Genomic DNA, 21,261 nt, shown 5'->3' on the forward strand with positions numbered 1-21,261 from the left:
TCCGGCATGTCCTAACACGTAAGCCCCGACTACCAGAAAGCAGTGCTACGCTTTGTGAGGCGGCTCACGATCCACGCCCGCGGGGACCGTGCCGCCCTCATTGTTAGTCAGCGGAAGCGACCGCCGGTTCGCAAGTGACCGGCAGCGGGTCCGCCATCGGCGGGGTGACCGGAACTTGCTCGCCCTCGCGCTGCCAGACCTGCCCCCGCAGGGGTTTATTCCCCGCTTCGGGTCACATGCCCCTGATATTGCGGCAGCTCGTCCGAAATCTCGTACCACGGCGCCTTTGAGCCGACGAAGATATGCGCGGTCGGCCGGATCGTCGGCGCGTCGCGCAGTGTGCCCATCGTGACATGGACATAGGCGCCGTCGCGGACCTGCGAATAGAGCAGCGACCCGCAGCGCCCGCAATGCGCATCGTGGGTGACCGCATCGCCGTAGATCAAAAGACCGTCGGCACCGCGCACGACGGCGAATTTTTCGCGGGCGATGCCTGCGAACGGCTTGAACGCCGATCCTGTGGTGCGCCGGCAATTCGAGCAGTGGCAATTCAGCGCATAGGCAAACGCGTCGGCGACCTCGTAGCGCACGTCGCGGCAGAAGCACTCGCCGGTCAGGATGCGATGGCTCGAATTCGCGTTCGAATTTGCAGATGCGGTCACAACGTACTCCTCACGCGGAATTTTGCCGCCGGCCATGGCGCTATCAGGCGGTTCATGGCTACATTCCGGCCGTTCATTTCCTGCCGGGAGGACCAACCCATGAGCCAAGACCGATCCAGCGTCGAAAGCGTCGTGCAAACCTATTTCGACGGCCTCTACGAAAGCAATGCCGACAAGCTCGCCGAAGCGTTTCATCCGAGCGCCGATCTGCGCTGGGTGGAGAAGGGCGAGCTGAAGGTCCTGACTGTTCCCGATTGGCTCGCGCTGGTGCGCAAGCGCACTTCGGCCAAGGCCGAAGGCAAGCCGCGCGAGGATTTCATCGTCACTATCGACCGCTCCGACGACAACACCGCCTTCATCAAGGTACGCTGCCAGCTGCCGCCGCGCTATTTCACCGATTATCTGGTGGCGATGAAGCTCGCCGATGGCTGGCAGATCGTCTCGAAGTCCTACCGCTACGACCTCAGGGACTGACCGGGCGGCCAACCGCATCCCCGCGACGGCCTTGTGACACGACCCTCGCGGCCCGGCTCCGGCCGGACCGCATTGACTGGCGCTGGTTTCCGGGCGAATTGAGCCCGTTATGGAAGCCAAATTTCAGATTTTTCTCACTTTGCTTGGCGTGCTGGCGGGAACCGCGCTGGTGGCGCGGCGGACCGATATCGCGCCGGCGATCCTGTTGCTGCTGGTCGGCATCGTGCTCGCCTTCGTGCCGGGCATGCCGTCGCTGGAACTGCCGCCCGAGCTCGTGCTGCTGGTGGTGCTGCCGCCGCTGATCTACTCGGCGAGCGTCGCGATGAGCTGGCGCGAGTTCAAGGCCAACCTGCGGCCGATCATCCTGCTCTCGGTCGGCTGTGTGATCTTCACTGCCTTCATGGTGGCGGCCGCGACCCATTATCTAATCGGGCTGCCCTGGAGCATCGGCTTCCTGCTGGGGGCGATCGTCGCGCCGCCGGACGTGGTGGCGCCGCTCGCGATCGCGCGCAAGCTCGGCCTGCCCCGCCGCATCCTGGTGGTGCTCGAGGGCGAAGGGCTCGCCAACGATGCGACCGCGCTGATCCTCTACCGCTTCGCGCTCGCCGCCATCACCACCGGGCTGTTCTCGCTGCCGAAGGCGACCGGCACCTTCTTCGTGATCGTCGCCGGCGAGATCGCGTTCGGCACCGCGGTCGGCTGGCTCAGCCTGCGCGCCCGCCGCCGCGCCAGGGATCCGCAGGTCGAGATCACGCTGTCACTGATCACGCCCTATCTCGCCTACTGGATCCCCGAGCATTTCGGCGGCAGCGGCGTAATCGCGACCGTCGCCTGCGGGCTCTATATGAGCTGGAACGGACCGCTGCTGATCTCGGCCGCGACCCGCCTGCAAGGCATCTTCTTCTGGGATTTGATCATCTACCTGATCGAAGGCCTGCTGTTCCTCCTGACCGGCTTCCAGATGCGCTCGCTGGTCGAGAAGTCGAAGGCGTTCCCGCTGCACGACATCGTGACCGTCACCGTGCTGGTCGCGGCAATCGTGATCGTGGCGCGCTTCCTGTGGGTGTTTCCCGGCACCTATCTGCCGCGCTGGATCAGCAAGCGGATGCGCGAGCGCGATCCGCTGCCGTCATGGCGGGCGGTGTTCGTGGTCGCCTTCACCGGCGTGCGCGGCGCGGTCTCGCTCGCGGCGGCGCTGGCGCTGCCGCTGACGCTGCCGAATGGCGATACTTTCCCCTATCGCGACCTGATCCTGTTCGTTGCCTTCGGCGTCATCTTCGTGACGCTGGTCGGGCTCGGGCTCACCCTGCCGCCTGTCGTGCGCTGGCTCGGCCTCGCCAAGGACGGCCGCAGCGAGCACATCGCCGAGCACGAGCAGGAGATCGCGGCGCGGCGCGAGGCGCTGAACGCCGCGCTGAAATCGCTCGATGCGATCACCGACGACCGCGAACTCTCCGACGAGGTGGTCAAGCTGTTGCGCTCGCGGCACGAGATCCGCATCAACCAGCTGCCCGATACGCTCGACCCCGACAGGCACGACGTCTCCGCCACCGGCACCGCGCTGACGCGGGAGCTGATCGCCTCCGAGCGCAAGTTCATCCACATGCTGCTGCGCGACGGCAAGATCACCGACGAAACCAGGCGCCGCATCGAGCGCGACCTCGATCTGGAGGAGGCGAGCCTGTCGAACCGCGAGTATCGCAGGATTCCGTTGTAGCGCGCGGTAATCCCTCCCCACGTCGTCCCGGCCGAGTGCGCAATTGCGCACGGGGGCCGGGACGACGGCGGGAATCATTCCGCAGCCGCGTTCTGCCCGGGACCGCCGACGAAGCCTGCGGGATCGCCGAACCGTTCGATCATGACCGCGGTCAAATCCTTGGTCTTGCTGGTGACGCAGGCGCCGGAGCGCACGGTGTAGCGGTCCTGGTGCTGAACGTGCGGCGGCGCCTCGCCGTTTTGCAGCGCGCGGGCCGCCTCCATCACCAGCTTGCGGAAGTGCAGGATGCCGAGATCGGTCGGGCCGAGATGCTCGCGGGTGCGGTCAGCGATCGGGCCCTGGCTGTCCTGCACCGCGGCGTCCTGCTCGGAGACGCCCTTGATGCCGGTATAGCTCCTGGTCCGCTGCAGCTTGCGGTCGATCAGATAGTCGTTGGCCTTGTTGCGCAACGGCACGTAGTTCTCGTCGACCACGGCCATCACGCCGTTGCCGTTGGCGTAGCCGTCGCGCTCGGCCTCGGTCAGCGGCCGGTCCGGATTCCACGCATAGGTGTAGATCCAGCAATTGGTGTCGGTGACCGGCACGAAGGTCTGGCCGAACATGTTCTCGCCCGGCATCGAGCTCGGCGCGTAGCTGTGGAACGGCATCAGGAACTGGGCGATGCGCCAATAGATGTTGTCGCTGCCCGTGAGCCGCCCGCCCGCCACCGTCAACCCCGCCTCATGCGGATTGATCTTGATGACCGGGCGTGGGTCCTCCGCGATCCAGCGCATGTGGTCGGTCGCGACCCGCGTCAGCGGATTGACGAAATGCTTCTTGATGTCGAGGATCTCGTTCTCCTCCTTCTCGAAGGAGAGATGCGCGAAGGTGAAATGCGCGGTGTCGATCGAGCCCTCCACCGCCTGTACCCAGTTGCAGTCCTGCCACTTCTTGGTGACGAAGCGATGCGAGGCCGGCAGCAGCGCCATCTCCAGCGCCGGCAATTCGGGCATCGCATCAGCCGGCCCCATATAGGCCCAGATCATGTCGCCCCATTCGCGCACCGGATAGGACTTGATCCGGATCAGGTCCTTGGCGTTGAGGTCGGGATAGGAGGTCGGCATGTCGACGCAGCGGCCGTCGGTGTCGAACTTCCAGCCGTGATAGACGCAGCGGATGCCGCATTCCTCGTTGCGGCCGAGCCAGAGATTGGCGCCGCGATGCGGACAGTATTGGTCGATGAGGCCGACCACGCCCCGCGTGTCGCGGAAGGCGAGCAGCTCCTCGCCCATCACCACGATCTTCTTCGGGTCGCTGTCCGGCTCGGGCAGCTCTTCCGAGAGCAGCACCGGAATCCAGAACCGGCGCAGCAACTCGCCCATCCCCGTTCCCGCATTCGACTCGGTGAGGAACTTGTTGTCTTCGGCGCGGAGCATGGCGGCCTCCCCGGGGCTGTTTTTGATTTTCCCGGAGCTTGGCGGAGCGGATGCGCGGCGTCAATGCGATTGCCGGCGCGGCCGGGCAGCGCCGGCCGGCGAAGCCGATTTCCGATCCGCACCCGCTCAGGCGTGTTCAGTGCAAGCTGGCCCTTCAGCTCACGGCTTCACGTAGGCCCAGCCCTTCTCCTGCAGTTCCATCACCCGCACGACGCCGGACTTCACCACTTCCGCCTGCTTGATGATCGGGATCGACTTGTTCTCGGCCTTCTGCATTTTCTCCTGGGTGTTGCCGCAGGCCTTGAATGACACCTCGGGCGTACTGAGGGCCATTTCCTCGATGCGGGCCTTCACCGGCGAGGTGTCCTCGCGCAGCATGTGCAGGCCCGGGCCGAACGTCACCACCTCGATCTTCACCCTTTCGCCGAGGCCCTTGTAATATTCGCTCACGTTCGCCGCGTTGTTGAGCGTGAGATTCATGGCGGCAGGGTCATTGCTGTTGACCTGCAAGACCAGGTGATGCTCCTTGCCTTTCGGCGGCGCCGGATCGTGCATGCGCGCGAATGCGGCACGCTTGCGTTTTTCGGCCGTAGCTCGCGACTTGTCGGATTTCTGAACGTCGCTCGCCTGGTATGTTGCGGTCTGCGCGTTCGGCACCCAGTATTTGCCACCTTGCTGGGCCGCCCCCAAGGACGTGGAAGCCAGCACAGCGGCGGCGCTCATCGCAACGAATTTCACGGCAGATTGAAAACTGAACATCGGGTATCTCCATCTCCAAAAATCGGCGAATACATTTTCAATTGCTGAGCCTTGTCAATTGCGGGGCCTAGCGACCGCGAGCGGCCATTTGCAGACCGTGGCCATCCGCGCGCGCATCGCGTCCAATCCCGCGAGCGAGAATGTTGCGTCATGGGCAGCCCCCGCACCGGATGCGAGGTGGACGACAAGGACCGCGCCATCGGGAAGCGATTGCACCAGGCGTGCGACATCGCCCGCGACCGCGACGCCGGAGCCGGACGCTGGCGCGGCTGCCGCGACCTGCACGGGCTTGCCGTCATTGATGCGATACGAAATCGCATAGCCATCGCTCCGGCCCGAGATCGCGGGTCCCGCAAATGATAGTTCGGTCCGGCCGCCCCGGCACCGGATCGACAGCTTCATCGACGCTTCCGCCGAACCGGCATCCGCTGATGTCGTCGCGGTGGCGATCGGTGAATAATCGACGGGAGACGTCGTCTCGCTGACCATCCAATTGTCGGCTTTCGACGCATCGCGGCGGGCTGGCGGGGGGGCGCGCGACAGCTTGTCGAGACACTCCAGGCGTGCGTCATGTCCGAGCTGGGAGCAGGCGCGAAACTGTGCCATGGGATCTTCCACCCCTTGCGCCAGGGCAATGCCGTCGATCACGGCGATTGCAGCAACGAGCGGGGCGGCAAGTTTGCTCATTGCGATGCCCGTGTGGTGCGCGCCTGGCGATCGAGCCAGGCCTGCGCGGCGGGGAAGCGCGCGAGACCCGGCACCGTCGCTCCGAGGTTGATCGATTTCCACTTCGGGTCGAAGCCCGGCCCCTGCAGCTTGTCGATGCGGGAGAACAGAGTATCGACGAACCGGGCAACGCGCTCGAAACGGTTGCTGGTGGCCGGCCAATTGAAGGCAACCAGCACGGTCGGCACCGATATCGTGGCCACGCGATCACCCTGCTTGATCAGGTTCGGGTAATCCGCGGCATCGAGCGCCGCGGGCAGATAATAGTCCTCGAACTTGCTGTCATACGGGACCGGCAGGAACTTGAAGCCGGCTTCAAATTTGCCTTTCACGAAGGCATCGACCGGCTTCGAGGTGATGAACACGACGGCCGCCATCTCGCCTTTGCGCATCTGCTCGAGCGCGACCTGGTGCGGAATGAACGTCTTCTCGATATCGATGCCGAGGCGGCTGAAGATCAGCGGGCCCGAATAGGCCGCAGCGGTACCCTGGCTGTTGAAGTTCACCTTCTTGCCGGCGAGGTCAGCCAGACTCTGGATCTCGGGCCGAACGAAGATATGCAGCTCGGACGGAAACAGATTGAGGACATAGGTGATCCGGCGCTGGATGTCCGGCACCTGGCTCTTGTATTCCTCGAGTGCGTCGGAATTGATGATTGCCGCGTCGATGCCGCGCAGATACAGCAGCGCGTTCAGGTTCTCCACGGGCCCACGCGTCACCACAGGCAGAACATGCAGATTGTCGCCGTCGTCGACCACGCGGGCCATCTCCGCTGCGAGGCGGATCGGCGCGCCCTCGAGCAGGCCGCCGGCGAGGCCCACGGTCCAGGCATTCATGGCCAGGGCTTCCGGCCTCGGCTGCGGCGATTCGGCCCGGATCAGGTGCGCCTTGTGAGGCTGACCACGTTGCGGCCGTGCATCGGCCGGGGACAGCTGCAGCGCCGGGAGCAACGACACCAGGGCCGCAAGCAGGAACAGCGGGCGCAATCCAACAGACCCTTTCATCGATCAGCTCCTTTGCACAACAGACATCGGCGCGTTCGTTCTCGCTGCGATCGTTCGATCAACGCAGCGCTTCGAAGCGCGCCTTTGCTTCCTTGATTCCACCCGCCTCGGCCTTCGCGTAGAGGTCGCGTGCCTTGGCCGCATCGCCGCGCGTGCCATACGTCCCCCAGCTCGTCAGGGTCTGCGGATCGTAGGTTTCCGCGAGCGCGAAGCTTGCCTGGGCGCTGCCGGTCTCGGCGACGCGTTCCAGCACGATCCGCGCAGCACCGATATCGCCCTGTTCCAGCAACAAGCGCGCCCGCGCCATCAGTCTCGCCTCCTGGGCACCGTCGTCAGGCGGAACCACGGCATTGCCCGCCGTTCGCGGCGCGGCAGCGCGGTCCTCGATCGATCCCACCGCCGCGCCCGCCGGCTCGTCCTGCATGGACTTGCCGACGCTGCCGGTGGTGGCGACTTGAGATGCGACGGGCGGCACTTTCGCGGCGGGCGCACTGACGTCGCGGCGCGCCGAGGCAAGATCCCGCTCCAACTGCTCGGCCCTGCCACGTTCGCTCTGCAGCAGACTGCGCAGCTCGGCCACGGATTGCTCCGCGGCCTGCTGCGCCGTGGCGGCTTGCGCGTTCGCTGCGGCCGCCTGCTCGGCCTGGGTATCGAGTTCGCGGCTCTTTGCTGCAAGATCACGCGCCAGTTGTTCGGCCCGCTGCTGCTCGCGCTGGAGTGATTGGCGTAACTCGGCGGTATCGCTTGGCTCCGCCTGCTGGTGCTGCACGGCTTCGTCGCGGGCCTTGGCCGCCTGAGCCTCGTAGGCGTAGATTTTGCTGCGCGCCGTCGCCAGATCCTGCGCCAGAGCGTCGCTCCTCTCGTGCTCCTTCTGCATCGATTGGCGCTGGTCCGCGGCGCCAGCGTCCGTTGCCAACCTCAACTTGGCCAGTTCGTCGCTCGCCTTGGCTGTCGCCGCTGATTGCGCTTCCATGTCACGACGAGCCGCCGCCAGGTCCAGCTCCAACCGCGCCGCGCGCTCGTGCTCCTCCGCCAGCGACTTCTGCAAGTCTGCCGCGCCGTTTTCGGAGGCCTTCTTCAGCCGATCCGCTTCGTCACCGGCCTTGGCTGCCAGCGCAGCTTGCGTTTCCACCTCACGACGGGCCGCCGCGAGGTCCTGCTCCAACCGCGTAGCCCGCTCGTGCTCCTCCGCCAGCGACTTCTGCAAGTCCGCCGCGCCGCTTTGCGAGGTCCCCTTCAGCCGAGTCGCCTCGTCACCGGCCTTGGCCGCCAGCGCGGTTTGCGTTTCAACCTCACGACGGGCCGCCGCAAGGTCCTTCTCCAACCCCGCGGCCCGCTCACGCTCCTGCGCCAGCGACTTCTGCAAGTCTGTTGCGCCGCTTTCGGAGGCTTTCTTCAGCCGAGCCGCCTCATCGCTGGCCTTGGCAGCGAGCGTGGTTTGCGTTTCCACGTCACGACGAGCCGCCGCAAGGTCCTTCTCCAGTCCCGCGGCGCGCTCACGCTCCTTCTCCATCGAACTCTGCAAGTCCGCCGCGCCGTTTTCGGAGGCCTGCTTCAGCCGAGCCGCCTCATCGCTGGCCTTGGCCGCCAGCGCGGTCTGCGTTTCAACGTTACGACGAGCTGCCGCAAGGTCCTTCTCCAGCCCCGCGGCGCGCTCGCGCTCCTTCTCCATCGACCTCTGCAAATCCGCCGCGCCGCTTTCGGAGGCCTTCTTCAGCCGAGCCGCCTCATCGCTGGCCTTGGCCGCCATCGCGGTCTGCGTTTCAACGTTACGACGAGCTGCCGCAAGGTCCTTCTCCAGCCCCGCGGCGCGCTCGCGCTCCTTCTCCATCGACCTCTGCAAGTCAGCCGCGCCGCTTTGCGAGGTCGCCCTCAGCCGCGCCGCCTCATCGCTGGCCTTGGTCGCCAGCGCGGTTTGCGCTTCAACGGTACGACGAGCTGCCGCAAGGTCCTTCTCGAGTCCCGCGGCCCGCTCCCGCTCCTGCACCAGCGACTTCTGCACGTCCGCCATGCCGCCCTGCGGGGCCGCCTTCAGACGCGCCGCTTCGGCGCCGGCTTTGGTTGCCTGGGCTTCGTATGTGTAGACCTTGTTGCGCGCAGTCGAGAGATCTTGCGCCAGGGCATCGCCCCGCTCGCGCTCCCGCTGCATCGATCGGCGCAGTTCTTCCGTTGCCGGCCTCAGCCTGGCCAATTCGTCGCTCGCCTTGGCCGCCGCGGCCGATTGCGCTTCCACGTCACGCCGAGCCGACGCGAGGTTCTGCTCCAACTGCACGGCCCGCTCATGCTCCTGCCCCAGCGCTTTCTGCAAGTCCGCCGTGCTGCCTTGCGGCATGTCCTGCAGCGACTTTCTCAGTTTGTCGGCTTCGCTCCGCAGATCAGTCTCGACCCGAGTAGAATTTTCGCGTTCCTTGGTCAGCAAGCCCTGCAGCGATTCAATCTCTTTCTGTGCCGCCGCAAGTTCGCGGGCGAGCGCATCGGCAGCTTGCGACGGTTCCTTGGCTTTGCCGGCGTCACCGGCGGGCTTTGCTTTTGCCTGCGCAAGTTGCGGGGAACTTGCAGCGACGCCATTGGACTGCGCCTGCGCGCTGCCGGAACCCGGCGGATCCGAGATACACATTGCCGCAAGGGTTGTTGCGAACCATACGGGAACTGCCCGGCGCATCGTCCTCGGAGCAAATGGCGCTGGACCCGATTTGACGCGCGAGCCGGTCACTTCACAGCTTGAGTTCCTGCCATCGTCGCGAACGACGATGTTCTCATGGCCGCGCGCGTCCACTATCACCTGCCGCATGGTGATATTGCCCATTCTGATGCGGCATCATAGGGCTCACCGGCTCACGGATACTATGACCCGCAAGGGTTACCCCCGTTCAGTGCGCAGCGTTGTGGACGACGCTGAAACGGCACGGCGGGGCGCGACGGCGTCAGGCGAGCGCTGTCCTCACACCGGCCGTTCACCCTTCACCGTCACGCGGGTGCCGGAGCGGGTGTGCGGCCAGTAATCCCACATCGCGCGGTGCTGGGCACAGCGATTGTCCCAGAATGCGATCGCGTTCTCGGTCCAGCGGAAGCGGCACTGGAACAGCGGGTTCTCGGCATGCTGGTAGAGATAGGCCAGCATGGCGTCGCTCTCGTCGCGGGGAATACCGACGATGAAGCGCGTGAAGCCGCGATTGACGTAGAGCGATTTCTTCCCCGTCACCGGATGGGTGCGCACCACCGGATGCTCGGCGCGGGGATATTCCCGCTTGTCGGCGACGCCGTAGTTGGCATACAGCCCGCGATAAGTCTGCTCGCCGTCATGCAGTGCGGTCAGCCCGTCGAGATAGGCCTTCATGCGATCCGACAGCGCCTCATAGGCGGCGTACATGTTGGCGAACAGCGTGTCGCCGCCGCGCGGCGGGCACTGCTTGATGTAGAGGATCGAGCCCATCGGCGGTTCGAGATCGCAGGACACGTCGGTGTGCCAGCCCTCGCCATTGGCGCGTGGGCTATCCTTGTCGGCATAGATCTTCATCAGCGCCGGGTCGCCCTCATTGGGCGCGGCCGGATGCACATGCAGCTCGCCGAACTTGCGGCCGAAGGCGAGATGCTGTTGCGGGGTGATATGCTGGTCGCGGAAGAAGATGACGAGGTTTTCGGCGAGCGCGCGATGGATCTCGTCCATCTGGCGGTTGGAGCGCGCATCGTCGGAGATCAGCTTGCCGATATCGACGCCGGAGATTTCCGCGCCGATGATCGGCGTCAGCTTCTCGACGCCGATGGTCTCATAGGGCTCGGATTGGTCGGCGAGGTGGCGGTAGCGCGGACCTTGCTTGCCGGACAGCGAGCTCATGGGTGTTCTCCCGATGGTTCTTGTTTTGACCATCGTAGCCCGGATGCAGCGAAGCGCAATCCGGGTGCCTCCCATGGATGGCAGCGGCGTCCCGGATTTCGCTGACGCTCCATCCGGGCTACGGCCACATCAGGTTTATTCCGCGGCGCCCACCGTCTCCGGCAGCTTGGCGCCGTTGCCGTACTTCTGGTCGATGTAGTCGATCACCAGTGCCTTGAAGTCGGCGGCGATGCCGGGGCCACGCAGGGTGCGGAACTTCTTGCCGTCGACGAACACGGGCGCGGCCGGTGCTTCGCCGGTGCCGGGCAGCGAGATGCCGATATTGGCGTGCTTGGATTCGCCGGGGCCGTTGACGATGCAGCCCATCACCGCGACGTTGAGCTGCTCGACGCCCGGATATTTGGTCTTCCAGGCCGGCATCTCGTCGCGGATGAAATCCTGGATCGAGCGCGCCAGCTCCTGGAACGTGGTCGAGGTGGTACGGCCGCAGCCGGGGCAGGCCGCAACCAGCGGCACGAAGGTGCGGAAGCCCATGGTCTGCAGCAATTCCTGCGCGACCTGCACTTCCAGCGTGCGGTCGCCGCCGGGCTCCGGCGTCAGCGAGATGCGGATGGTGTCGCCGATGCCCTGCTGCAAGAGGATGCCGAGCGCGGCCGAGGACGCCACGATGCCCTTCGAGCCCATGCCGGCCTCGGTGAGGCCGAGATGGATCGCGTAATCCGAGCGCCGCGCCAGCTCCTGATAGACCGCGATCAGGTCCTGCACGGCGGAGACCTTCGCCGACAGGATCATCCTGTTCTTGGGCATGCCGAGCTCTTGGGCACGGGCGGCCGACAGCAGCGCCGACTGCACCATCGCTTCACGCGTCACCGCGCGGGCATCGCGCGGATTCGGCGAGGCCGTGTTCTCGTCCATCAGCTTGGTCAGCAGCTCCTGGTCGAGCGAGCCCCAATTGGCGCCGATGCGCACCGGCTTGTTGTTCTTGTTGGCGATCTCGATGATGTCGGCGAACTGGGTGTCGCGCTTGTTCTTGAAGCCGACATTGCCGGGATTGATGCGGTACTTGTCGAGCGCCTCGGCGCAGGCCGGATATTCGGCGAGCAGCTTGTGGCCGATATAGTGGAAGTCACCGATCAGGGGCGTGGTGATGCCGCGCTTGCGCAGGCCGTCGCGGATGTGCGGCACGGCGGCAGCGGCTTCCTCGCGGTCGACGGTGATGCGCACCATCTCGGAGCCGGCACGCGAGAGCGCGGCGACCTGGGCGATGGTGCCATCGACGTCGGCGGTGTCGGTGTTGGTCATCGACTGCACGACGATCGGCGCACCGCCGCCGACGGCGACATTGCCGACCATGACCTGCGTGGTGTGGTGCCGCGGCGCGGGGCCGGCGACGTCGTCTTGCGGCAAAATCTCGGGCTTGTTCATGGCGTCTCGAATATCAGGTTTTGGTGACATTCACCAAGGGGGCGATGGGCCGCGCACAAGTCGGGCCGAACGATCATGTTTCGGAGTGAATTCAACAGCTTATCGCGCCGATTGAGGCCAAACGCAAGCCATGCAGCGGCGTCCTGCATGGACAGCTATATTGGGCCGAATTGGGGTGAATCAAAGGGCAAAGTGACAGCTTTTCATGTGATCCGGCGCATCTTAGCATCCCGTTAAGACATGCCGGGAGGACGTGACATGGCCGATCATAGCGAACTGATCAGCACGGCGGAACTTGCCGAGATCCTGACCCGGCCCGATCTGCGGCTGTTCGACTGCACCACCTATCTGGAGCCGGCCCCCGCGGGCAGCAATATTCCCTATGTCGTCGTCTCGGGCCGCCAGACCTTCGAGGCCGGGCATATTCCGGGCGCGAATTTCCTCGATTTGCAGGCCGAATTCTCCGACGCCCATACCGACCTGCGCTTCATGATGCCGCCGCGAGCTCAGCTCGAGGCCGCGTTCGGCCGCCACGGCATCTCGGCCAGCAGCCGCGTGGTGCTGTATTCGATCGGCACAGCGATGTGGGCGACGCGATTCTGGTGGATGCTGCGCTCGCTCGGCTTCGAGGGCGCCGCCGTGCTCGACGGCGGCATCGACAAATGGACCGCCGAGGGCCGCGACATCGAGACCGGGCTTGCCGGCGGATATCCGCAGGCCGCGTTTGCGGCGCGGCCGAAGCAGGGCATGTTCGTCGACAAGCATGACGTGCTCGCCGCCACCACCGAAGCCGACACCGTGATCGTCAACGCGCTCGGCCCGCAATTCTACAAGGGGCTGGAGCCGAGCCGTTACGGCAGGCCGGGCCGCATCCCCGGCAGCGTCAGCGTGCCGGCGGCAAGCCTGATCGATCCGAAGGACAAGACGTTCGTGCCGCTTGAGGAAGCCGAGGCGACCTTCGCTGCCCAAGGCATCACGAAAGACAAGCGCATCGTCGCCTATTGCGGCGGCGGCATCTCCGCCACCATCGACCTGTTCCAGCTGCATCGGCTCGGCTACGACAATCTCACGCTCTATGACGGCTCGATGGGCGAATGGGCGAAGGATGCGGAATTGCCGATCGAGCGGGGGTAGTGGACGGGGCGCCATGCCTCCTCCTTCGTCGTCCTGGCGAAGCGCACATCGCTCCATCCGTCATTCCGGGGCGTGCGAAGCACGAGCCCGGAATCCATTCGTCCGCGCGTTATGCGGTCCAATGGATTCCGGGCTCTCGCTTCGCGAGCCCCGGAATGACGGGTGGTCACGCCGGCACGTTCGGGTCCGGCGTCACCTTCGGGTCGGGCTTGTTGACGAGATAGAGCCCGGCGATCACGAACAGCGCGGCGACGCCGAACACCGGCGTCAGCGTGTCGTGCATGATGAAATACGCCGCGACGACGCCGAACAGCGGCGTGATGAAGGTGAAGGCCGACAGCTTGCTGGCCGAATAGGTCTTCACCATCGCAAACCAGATCACGAAAGTGCAGCCCACCACCCAGACCGCCTGATAGGCGAGCAGCGAGAGCGACAGCGCGCTCGGCACATGCGCGATGCGCTCGCCGGCGATCCAGGCGGCGAAGCCGAGGATCGGGATCGAGATCGCAACCTGGTAGCCGAGCGCCTTTTCCGGCGCGGCGTTGCGCAGGCGCGTGCCCTTGGCAACCAGCGTGGTCGCCGCCCACAGCGCGCCGCCGCCGACCACCATGAGATCGCCGAGCAGTACCTTGGCGTCGACATTGGGCTGCGGCACGCCGATCGCGAGCGCGACGCCGGCAAAGCTCAGCGCAAGGCCGCTCCATTGCACGGTGGAGAGGCGCTCGCCGAGGAACTGGTGCGAGCCGAGCGCGACGAAGAACGGCGCGGTGTAGAGGAACACCGAAGCGCGCGAGGCCGAGGTGAAGACAAGGCCGGTGAAGATCAGCACGAACTCGCAGCCGAACATCAGGCCTGCGATGATGCCGGGGACCAGCGTGCCGTCGCGTTCGAAGAACTTCACACCGCGCAGATGACCGACAATCAGCATCACCGGCAGCGCGCCGGCGGACCGGATCATCGCCTGCAGCATCGGCGGCACGTCGGGCAGCGCCAGCTTGACCGCGAGCTGGTTGAAACCCCAGCTCACGCACAGCATCAGCATCACCGCGATGGCGCCGGGCGGCAGCCCGTGGCCGATGCTGACGGGCCTCGTGACGTGGGCTGTGATCGCTTGGGTCGACATGTTTCCTCGCGGGCCGGCTTGCTGCCGTGTTGTTGTCAGTATTCGCGCGTCGCTGGAATCGTCATTGCGAGCGGAGCGAAGCAATCCATTTCGCCACTTGCCGAAGCATGGATTGCTTCGTCGCTTCGCTCCTCGCAATGACGGGGGAAGAACATCATTTCTGGCAATGCGCGCAGGTGCCGGCGATCTCGACCACGGAGAGCTTCGGGATGAAGCCCGAGGCCCGCGCCGCCGCGGTCAGGCTTTGCGCGACGGGGGCGGCGGGGATCTCGCCGACCGAGCCGCAATGGTCGCAGATCAGGAACGCCACCATCGAGGCCTCGTCATGGTCGTGGGCGCAGGCGAGGAAGGCGTTGCGGCTCTCGATGCGGTGAACGAGGCCATTCTCCATCAGGAAGTCGAGCGCGCGATAGACGGTAATCGGTGCCGGCCGCGGCATCGTCTTGGCCAGTTCGTCGATCACCTCATAGGCGCCGAGCGGACGATGGCTCGACAGCAGCGCCTGCAGCACCTGACGCCGGATCGGGGTGAATTTCTGGCCGCGGCGCGCACACACCTGCTCGGCATGCGCCATCGCGTCGGCGGCGCAACGGCCATGATCGTGGTCGGGGGCAGGAAATGTCGGCTTGGCCAGGCTCATTGCCCGATATGTAGCATTTTCGCGCCCGTTCCCATAGCCCGGCCCACCAGATACCCCGCCGCCATGCAGCCATGCCCGCAATGCGGAGCAGCCCTCCGTTAACCCGACGTGCAGAAATCATAAGCAAGCTTATTATATGCCAAGCTTATGGAGGCAGGATCGATGCGCGGTTCCGTGGACACGGAGTTCATGTTTACGCTGGGCGAATTGTTCCGACTGATCCGCGTCTATGCCGACAAGGAGGCCGCGCGCTACGGCATCACCCGCGCGCAATGGGCCGTCCTGTCCAAGGTGGAACGCCAGGAGGGATTGAAGCAGACCGAGCTCGCCGAGCTGCTCGAGATGCAGCCGATCACATTGACGCGGCTGATCGACAAGCTCTGCGACAATGGCTGGATCGAACGCCGCAGCGACGAGACCGACCGCCGCGTCAACCGCCTCTATCTGAAGAAGGCCGCCCGCCCGCTGCTCGGCAAGCTCGCCGGCCTCCGTTCCGAAATCACCGCGACCGCGCTCGAGGGCATCAGCCCGGCCGACGCGCATCGCCTGCTCACTCAACTGGAATCGATCAAGGAAAACGTTCGCGATGCCATCCAAAGCCCAGCCGGCGAGCCCTCCCGAAAGGAACAGCGCTATGGCTGAACCCGTCCTCAAGCTGGCTCCCGAGCAGAAGAGCAATCCGGGCGAGCCCGCGCCGGCAGGAAAAGCCAGCCGCGCGCCGCGCCGCCGCCTGATGGCCGGCCTGCGGCGCTATCGCCGCATGCTGCTGCTCGTCGTGCTGCCGACCGTAGCCGCGATCGGCGGCATCGTGTTCTATCTCAATGGCGGCCGCTATGTCGGCACCGACGACGCCTATGTCGGCGCGCAGAAGGTGCTGATCACCCCGGAAATCTCCGGCAAGATCGACAAGATCGTCGTCAAGGAAGGCCAGCACGTCAAGAAGGGCGACGAGCTGTTCGAGATCGATCCGGTGCCGTTCCGCCTCGCGGTCGCGCAGGCCAAGGCCGCGCTCGACCAGACCAAAACCACCTATGACACGCTGGTCGACAACATCAAGATCAACACCAGGATGCTGGACTTCGCCCAGCAGAGCGTCGAACTGAAGAAGCGCGACGTCGAGCGCAAGTCGACGCTTGCCAAGCAGAATTTCGGCTCGCAGCTCGACCTCGACAACGCCGCCAACGCGCAGGTGACCGCCGAGAGCCTGGCGCAATACATCAAGCAGCAGATTTCGAAGGACAAGACGCAGCTGCTCGGCGATGTCGACCTGCCGATCGAGCAATTCCCGCCCTATGCCCAGGCCAAGGCCAAGCTCGACGACGCCCAGCGCAACCTCGACCACACCGTGCTGCGCGCGCCGATGGACGGCGTCGCGACCCAGGTCGACCAGATCCAGCTCGGCCGCTTCGTCACCGCCGGCGCGCCGGTGTTCTCGGTAATCGACGTCGACCATCCCTGGGTCGACGCCAATCCGAAGGAAAGCGACTTCACCTATGTCGCAGTCGGCCAGCCGGTCGAGCTCGATGTGGACGCGTTCCCGAACCATCAGTTCAAGGGCAAGATCGGCTCGCTGTCGCCCGGCACTGGCGCGCAGTTCGCGATCCTGCCGCCGCAGAACGCCACCGGCAATTTCGTCAAGGTGGTGCAGCGCGTGCCGGTGCGGATCTATTTCGACGAGAACGATCCGTTCGTGAAGAAGCTGAAGGCCGGCATGAGCGTCTACGCCACGATCGACACCAACCACCGCCGCTCGCTGGCCGGCCTGCTCGGGCTGGGCTCGGCCTCGGCGCACCCGGATCACCAGGACTAAGACGCGAATGAATGCACCGTCACCATCCGCCGTGCCCGGCATGCGCCGGAACATGGTGACGATCTGCGCAATGACCGCGACGATCATGCAGGCGCTCGACACCACGATCGCCAACGTCGCGCTGCCCTATATGCAGGGCTCGCTGTCGGCCTCGCAGGACCAGATCAACTGGGTCTTGACCTCCTACATCGTCGCCGCTGCGATCATGACCGCGCCGGTGGGCTGGATCGCCAACCGCTATGGCCGCAAGCGCATCTTCATCATCTGCTCGGCCGGCTTCACCATTGCATCCGTGCTGTGCGGCCTGGCGCAGGACATCAACCAGATGGTCCTGTTCCGCCTGTTGCAGGGCGTGTTCGGCGCCGCCCTGGTGCCGCTGTCGCAGGCGGTGATGCTCGACTCCTACGCATTGCATGAGCGGGCGAAGGCAATGTCGATCTGGGGCATGGGCGTGATGATGGGCCCGATCATGGGGCCGTCATTGGGCGCGTGGCTGACCGAGACCTATTCCTGGCACTGGGTGTTCTTCGTCAATTTGCCGTTCGGCGCGATCACCGTGGTCGGCCTCGCGGTGTTCATGGACGAGACCAAGCAGGACCTCAATCTGCGCTTCGACTGGTTCGGCTTCGGCGCGCTCGCGATCGCGATCGGCTCGCTGCAGCTCGCGCTCGACCGCGGCGAGCAGCTTGGCTGGCTGGAATCCAACGAGATCATGATCGAGTTCATCGTCTCGGCGATCGGCTTCTACTATTTCTTCGCCCATTCGCTGACCACCAGCCGGCCGTTCATCCAGTTCGCGCTGTTCAAGGACAAGAACTTCCTCGGCGGCTGCGTGTTCATGACTGTGATGGGCCTCGTGCTGTATTCGACCATGGCGCTGTCCTCGCCTTACTTGCAGAACGTGGTCGGCTATCCGATCATCACCGCCGGGCTGCTGCTGGCGAGCCGCGGCTTCGGCACGTTCGTTGCGATGATGCTGGTCGGCCGCCTGATGCGCTATATCGAGGCGCGCACGCTGATCATCTCCGGGCTGGGACTGACCGCAGCATCGCTGTTCCAGATGACCGGCTGGACCGACATGACGCAGGCGACCGAAATCATCGTCGTCAGCGTGATCCAGGGCTTTGGCTTCGGCCTGGTGTTCGTGCCGCTGTCGACGGTCGCGTTCCTGACGCTGCCGGGCCAGCTGCGCACCGACGGCACCTCGATGCTGACGCTGCTGCGCAACGTCGCGAGCTCGGTCGGCATCTCGATCGTGATCGCGCAGCTCACCGAGGGCTCGCGGCGGATCTACGCCAAGCTGTCGGAGCAGATCAATCCGTTCAACCACGCGCTGCAGATGCCCGACGTGTCCGGGATGATCAACCTCAACACCGATGCCGGCCGCGCGATGGCCGACCGGATGGTGGCGGCGCAGTCGCAGATCATCGCGTTCTCGCACGACTACCAGCTGGTGATGATCTTCATCCTGGTCTCGATCCCGCTCGCGCTGATGATCGGCTCGACCAAGGCCACGCTGCGCACGCAGTCGGCGCCGTCGGATCACGCCGCGGTGATGGAGTAGGTTTCAACGTCTCTGTGCCCGATGGCGCGCGCCTAACCGCTTTATCACTGTCATCGCCCGGCTTGACCGGGCGATCCAGTACGCCGCGGCTTATCGGCTCAAGCACTGCTGTCTCTGGAATACTGGGTCGCCCGGTCAAGCCGGGCGACGACAGTGTTGATGTGGCTGACCTCGACCAAAGCGCAAGGCACCGCAGCCCCAATCGCGTTGACTTTCCGACCTCTCCTCCCAATACTCCGCGAAAAGCAAGAAACACCCGTCACACAATCGACGGTTTCAGGGGAGGACGCGATGCCGACTTCACGCAGGACGCTGCTGAAGACTTCAGCGGCTGCCGCCGCTGCTTTCAGCTTCGATTGGACACGCGCGCAGGCGCAAGCCGAGACGGTCCGGATCGGCGTGATCTACGATCTGACCGGCCCGTTCGCCGCCGGCGGCTCGGTCGCCTCCTCGATCGGTACCCAGATCGCGATCGATCTCGTCAACGAGAAGGGCGGCGTCGGCGGCAAATACAAGATCGTGCCGGTCAACGTCGATTCCCAGAGCAAGCCTGACGTCGCGATCAACGAGGCCAATCGGCTGATCGACCAGGAGAAGGTCGACATCCTTAACGGCGTGTTCGCGAGCTCGCACGCGGTGCCGCTCGCCGCCAAGGTCGAGCAGCAGAAGCGCATCCTGTGGATCACGACCGCGGTCTCGACCGCCGTGTTCAAGGACAAGAACCTGCAATACGTGTTCCGCGCCCAGATCCATTCCGACCAGTACGGCCAGGCCTTTGGCGGCTTCCTCGCCGAGCACGCCAAGGCCAAGCTCGGCATGGAGCCGAAGGACGTCAAGGTCGCGCTGATCCATGAGGACGGCCCCTACGGCGTCGGCGTCGCCGCCGCCGACGAAACCTTCGCCAAGGAGGCCGGGTTGCAGGTCGTGCTCAAGGAAGGCTATTCGGCCTCCGCGCCCGACCTCTCGGTGCTGGTGACCAAGCTGAAGCGCGCCAAGGCCGACATCATCTCGCATGCCGGCTACAATCCCGACATCACGCTGTTCCTGCGCCAGGCGCGCGAGAGCGGGCTGAGGTTCAAGATGCTGTTCGGCGCCGGCGCCGGCTACAGCCAGCTCGACAAGCTGCGCACCACCTTCGGCGCCGACATCGACAATTTCTGCAACATCGACCCGGTGCCGGCGCAGCTGCTCGATCCGGCCAAGCTGGCGCCGGGGGTCGGCGATCTCACCAAGGTGATGGTCGCGCGCTACCGCGAGAAGACCAGCGCCACCGAGGTGCCGCCGCACTGCTCGATGGGCTTCAACCAGACCTGGGTCCTGCTCAACAACGTGCTGCCGGTCGCCAAGGAGAAATATGGCGGCTTCGATCCCGAAGCGATCCGCAAGGCCGCGCTCGACGTCGACATCCCGCCAGGCGGCACCATCCAGGGCTATGGCGTGAAATTCTATCCGCCGGGTACGCCGATGTCGGGCCAGAACGAGCGCTCGACCCCCGTGGTGATGCAGAACGCCGGCGAGCGCATCACCGTGGTGTGGCCGACCAATATCCGCACGCAAGACCCGGTGTTTCCGCTGCCGAAGGGATCGGTGTACGGGGCTTAGGGTTGATTCTTGTCGCGGCTGGTTGGCAACCATCCCCGTCATCCTGAGGAGCCCGCACTCGCGGGCGTCTCGAAGGATCGACGGCCACCGGCCGGGCCGTGCATCCTTCGAGACGCGCGTTCCGCGCTCCTCAGGATGACGGCGCGAGCGTGGCACGCGCGAGAGAGTAATCTCGCTATTGCCCGCCATCCTACAGCACCACCCGCCGCCCCTCATCCGCAGCCCAATAGCCGGCGTAGTTCACCTTCGTCGTCTCATACGCCAGCGCAAGATCGGCGAGCGGCTGCCGCCCGGTCGCAACGCATTCCATGAAATCCTGGATCTCCTGCAGATAGCCGCGGGTCCATTCTTCCTCGAGGCAGACATATTGCCAGCCGGCTTTGCGGTCGACCTTCTCGGTGATGTAGACGCTGGCGAGCTTCTCTTCTGAGGTCTGGTAGCTCGTCAGATGCGTGTTCGGCGTGATGTTGGCGAACAGCGAGCCGCCGCTCGTATAGGTCTCGATCAGATTGCGCACGCCGCCCATGATCATGTCGCCGGAAAACACCGTGGCCTTGGTGCCGTCGGAGAAGGTCGCGGTCAGCGTGCCCCAGTCCTCGACATCGACCGGATTGGCCTTGATATAGGCGCGCTCCTCCGGCTTCAGCCCAGCCGTGACATTGCCGACATCGCAGGTGACGCTCGCAACATTGATGGTCTCGCCACGTGCGCGGGCCTCGACCTGCTTGAGATAGAGCACGGCAGACAACGGATGGCAGCCCATCCGGATCAGCGAGCCGCCGCCGGTCATCGCCCATTCTGCGGCATGCGCGGCATGCGAGCCGGAATGGCTCTCCTCGCCTTTCATGAACAGGATCTTGTCGCCGGTTGCGCGGATGATCTCCGCGGACTTGGCCACCGCGGGCGCGTAGATCCAGTCCTCCGCATACATGAACAGCCGGCTGGTCTTTTCGATTGCGGCGCGCGTTGCCTCCATCTCCTCCATCACGCGCTGATACATCAGCGCCTTCGGCACATGCCTGCCGATCGGCGTCTTGTCACCGGGCTGCCCGAAATAGCCGCTGAACGGCTTTTCGCAGATCACGTGCTTGCCGGCCTGCATGGCCTCGACGATCATCGCGGCGTGCAGGTTCGGCGGCGTGCAGATGTCGATCACGTCGAGCTCGCGGTCGGCGACCAGCTCGGCGAAGCTGCGATAGGCGTTCGGGATTTCATGCTTGCGGGCGAACTCATTGACATGATCGCCGCGCGCCGCGACCGCCCTCACCTCGACATCGACGCCATAAACCCGCCGATACGCGACCATATGCAGCTCCGACACGAAGCCGCAGCCGGCCAGACCGATCCTGATTTTTGTCATTATGTGTCTCC

General features: G+C 65.0%; 18 protein-coding genes. 7 read left to right on the forward strand and 11 right to left on the reverse strand.

Annotation, left to right across the window (positions count from 1 at the left end; all coding sequences use genetic code 11):
- Positions 1–215: 215 nt before the first annotated feature.
- Positions 216–662, reverse strand: a complete 447-nt coding sequence (locus ACVINW_RS09355) for a GFA family protein (RefSeq protein ID WP_456751023.1) — start codon at positions 660–662, stop codon at positions 216–218.
- Positions 663–761: 99 nt separating this feature from the next.
- On the opposite strand from ACVINW_RS09355, the gene ACVINW_RS09360 reads away from it, so the two are divergent.
- Both ACVINW_RS09360 and ACVINW_RS09365 read left to right on the forward strand, forming a co-directional pair.
- Entirely contained in the window at positions 762–1,136 is a 375-nt protein-coding gene (locus ACVINW_RS09360) for a nuclear transport factor 2 family protein (RefSeq protein ID WP_016847513.1), read from the forward strand.
- 109 nt (positions 1,137–1,245) lie between these two features.
- Positions 1,246–2,853 (forward strand): Na+/H+ antiporter, encoded by a 1,608-nt coding sequence (locus tag ACVINW_RS09365; protein WP_456751024.1) that lies wholly within the window; start codon positions 1,246–1,248, stop codon positions 2,851–2,853.
- A gap of 74 nt (positions 2,854–2,927) precedes the next feature.
- Here ACVINW_RS09365 and ACVINW_RS09370 read toward each other — a convergent pair whose 3' ends face one another.
- The 7 genes from ACVINW_RS09370 to ispG form a co-directional block, all read right to left on the reverse strand.
- Entirely contained in the window at positions 2,928–4,268 is a 1,341-nt protein-coding gene (locus ACVINW_RS09370) for a Rieske 2Fe-2S domain-containing protein (protein ID WP_456751025.1), read from the reverse strand.
- A 159-nt stretch (positions 4,269–4,427) separates the two neighbouring features.
- Positions 4,428–5,027 (reverse strand): DsrE family protein, encoded by a 600-nt coding sequence (locus ACVINW_RS09375; RefSeq protein WP_456751026.1) that lies wholly within the window; start codon positions 5,025–5,027, stop codon positions 4,428–4,430.
- Between the two features lie 54 nt (positions 5,028–5,081).
- Positions 5,082–5,675, reverse strand: a complete 594-nt coding sequence (locus tag ACVINW_RS09380; protein WP_456751027.1) for a hypothetical protein — start codon at positions 5,673–5,675, stop codon at positions 5,082–5,084.
- Between the two features lie 35 nt (positions 5,676–5,710).
- On the reverse strand, positions 5,711–6,757 hold the full coding sequence (locus ACVINW_RS09385) for a TAXI family TRAP transporter solute-binding subunit (RefSeq protein WP_456751028.1): 1,047 nt from the start codon (positions 6,755–6,757) through the stop codon (positions 5,711–5,713).
- Positions 6,758–6,815: 58 nt separating this feature from the next.
- Complete coding sequence (locus tag ACVINW_RS09390; protein ID WP_456751029.1) at positions 6,816–9,563, reverse strand: hypothetical protein; 2,748 nt, start codon at positions 9,561–9,563, stop codon at positions 6,816–6,818.
- A gap of 135 nt (positions 9,564–9,698) precedes the next feature.
- The gene (locus ACVINW_RS09395; protein ID WP_456751030.1) at positions 9,699–10,592 is read right to left on the reverse strand and encodes a TauD/TfdA dioxygenase family protein; all 894 of its coding nucleotides are present in this window, start codon (positions 10,590–10,592) and stop codon (positions 9,699–9,701) included.
- 135 nt (positions 10,593–10,727) lie between these two features.
- Complete coding sequence (gene ispG / locus ACVINW_RS09400; RefSeq protein WP_456751031.1) at positions 10,728–12,017, reverse strand: flavodoxin-dependent (E)-4-hydroxy-3-methylbut-2-enyl-diphosphate synthase; 1,290 nt, start codon at positions 12,015–12,017, stop codon at positions 10,728–10,730.
- Positions 12,018–12,275: 258 nt separating this feature from the next.
- On the opposite strand from ispG, the gene ACVINW_RS09405 reads away from it, so the two are divergent.
- On the forward strand, positions 12,276–13,151 hold the full coding sequence (locus ACVINW_RS09405) for a sulfurtransferase (RefSeq protein WP_456751032.1): 876 nt from the start codon (positions 12,276–12,278) through the stop codon (positions 13,149–13,151).
- Between the two features lie 166 nt (positions 13,152–13,317).
- Here the strand turns inward: ACVINW_RS09405 and ACVINW_RS09410 are convergent, their stop codons facing one another.
- Together ACVINW_RS09410 and ACVINW_RS09415 are read right to left on the reverse strand one after the other, a co-directional pair.
- On the reverse strand, positions 13,318–14,193 hold the full coding sequence (locus ACVINW_RS09410; protein WP_456756351.1) for a DMT family transporter: 876 nt from the start codon (positions 14,191–14,193) through the stop codon (positions 13,318–13,320).
- A gap of 235 nt (positions 14,194–14,428) precedes the next feature.
- A complete protein-coding gene (locus ACVINW_RS09415) occupies positions 14,429–14,914 on the reverse strand; it encodes a Fur family transcriptional regulator (protein WP_212021650.1) in 486 nt (161 codons plus the stop codon).
- 162 nt (positions 14,915–15,076) lie between these two features.
- Between ACVINW_RS09415 and ACVINW_RS09420 the strand changes: the two genes are divergently transcribed.
- The 4 genes from ACVINW_RS09420 to ACVINW_RS09435 all read left to right on the forward strand — a co-directional run bounded on the left by ACVINW_RS09420 (position 15,077) and on the right by ACVINW_RS09435 (position 19,890).
- Complete coding sequence (locus ACVINW_RS09420) at positions 15,077–15,556, forward strand: MarR family winged helix-turn-helix transcriptional regulator (protein ID WP_456751033.1); 480 nt, start codon at positions 15,077–15,079, stop codon at positions 15,554–15,556.
- A complete protein-coding gene (locus ACVINW_RS09425) occupies positions 15,549–16,724 on the forward strand; it encodes an HlyD family secretion protein (RefSeq protein ID WP_456751034.1) in 1,176 nt (391 codons plus the stop codon). The genes ACVINW_RS09420 and ACVINW_RS09425 overlap by 8 nt, the downstream gene beginning before the upstream one ends.
- 7 nt (positions 16,725–16,731) lie before the next feature.
- Positions 16,732–18,288, forward strand: coding sequence for an MDR family MFS transporter (locus ACVINW_RS09430; protein ID WP_456751035.1), 1,557 nt, complete (start codon positions 16,732–16,734; stop codon positions 18,286–18,288).
- A gap of 291 nt (positions 18,289–18,579) precedes the next feature.
- The gene (locus ACVINW_RS09435) at positions 18,580–19,890 is read left to right on the forward strand and encodes an ABC transporter substrate-binding protein (RefSeq protein ID WP_456751036.1); all 1,311 of its coding nucleotides are present in this window, start codon (positions 18,580–18,582) and stop codon (positions 19,888–19,890) included.
- Between the two features lie 190 nt (positions 19,891–20,080).
- Here the strand turns inward: ACVINW_RS09435 and ACVINW_RS09440 are convergent, their stop codons facing one another.
- On the reverse strand, positions 20,081–21,250 hold the full coding sequence (locus ACVINW_RS09440) for a Gfo/Idh/MocA family protein (RefSeq protein ID WP_456751037.1): 1,170 nt from the start codon (positions 21,248–21,250) through the stop codon (positions 20,081–20,083).
- Positions 21,251–21,261 lie beyond the last annotated feature (11 nt).

This window comes from Bradyrhizobium sp. USDA 4461 (genome assembly GCF_054055655.1).

What these genes read in the sequence shown, in the direction of transcription:
- ACVINW_RS09360 (WP_016847513.1), top strand. Translation starts at nt 762, where the DNA reads ATGAGCCAAGACCGATCCAGCGTCGAAAGCGTCGTGCAAACCTATTTC.
- ACVINW_RS09365 (WP_456751024.1), top strand. Translation starts at nt 1,246, where the DNA reads ATGGAAGCCAAATTTCAGATTTTTCTCACTTTGCTTGGCGTGCTGGCG.
- ACVINW_RS09370 (WP_456751025.1), bottom strand. Translation starts at nt 4,268, where the DNA reads ATGCTCCGCGCCGAAGACAACAAGTTCCTCACCGAGTCGAATGCGGGA.
- ACVINW_RS09375 (WP_456751026.1), bottom strand. Translation starts at nt 5,027, where the DNA reads ATGTTCAGTTTTCAATCTGCCGTGAAATTCGTTGCGATGAGCGCCGCC.
- ACVINW_RS09385 (WP_456751028.1), bottom strand. Translation starts at nt 6,757, where the DNA reads ATGAAAGGGTCTGTTGGATTGCGCCCGCTGTTCCTGCTTGCGGCCCTG.
- ACVINW_RS09390 (WP_456751029.1), bottom strand. Translation starts at nt 9,563, where the DNA reads ATGGGCAATATCACCATGCGGCAGGTGATAGTGGACGCGCGCGGCCAT.
- ACVINW_RS09395 (WP_456751030.1), bottom strand. Translation starts at nt 10,592, where the DNA reads ATGAGCTCGCTGTCCGGCAAGCAAGGTCCGCGCTACCGCCACCTCGCC.
- ispG (WP_456751031.1), bottom strand. Translation starts at nt 12,017, where the DNA reads ATGAACAAGCCCGAGATTTTGCCGCAAGACGACGTCGCCGGCCCCGCG.
- ACVINW_RS09405 (WP_456751032.1), top strand. Translation starts at nt 12,276, where the DNA reads ATGGCCGATCATAGCGAACTGATCAGCACGGCGGAACTTGCCGAGATC.
- ACVINW_RS09410 (WP_456756351.1), bottom strand. Translation starts at nt 14,193, where the DNA reads ATGCTGATGCTGTGCGTGAGCTGGGGTTTCAACCAGCTCGCGGTCAAG.
- ACVINW_RS09415 (WP_212021650.1), bottom strand. Translation starts at nt 14,914, where the DNA reads ATGAGCCTGGCCAAGCCGACATTTCCTGCCCCCGACCACGATCATGGC.
- ACVINW_RS09420 (WP_456751033.1), top strand. Translation starts at nt 15,077, where the DNA reads ATGCGCGGTTCCGTGGACACGGAGTTCATGTTTACGCTGGGCGAATTG.
- ACVINW_RS09425 (WP_456751034.1), top strand. Translation starts at nt 15,549, where the DNA reads ATGGCTGAACCCGTCCTCAAGCTGGCTCCCGAGCAGAAGAGCAATCCG.
- ACVINW_RS09430 (WP_456751035.1), top strand. Translation starts at nt 16,732, where the DNA reads ATGAATGCACCGTCACCATCCGCCGTGCCCGGCATGCGCCGGAACATG.
- ACVINW_RS09435 (WP_456751036.1), top strand. Translation starts at nt 18,580, where the DNA reads ATGCCGACTTCACGCAGGACGCTGCTGAAGACTTCAGCGGCTGCCGCC.
- ACVINW_RS09440 (WP_456751037.1), bottom strand. Translation starts at nt 21,250, where the DNA reads ATGACAAAAATCAGGATCGGTCTGGCCGGCTGCGGCTTCGTGTCGGAG.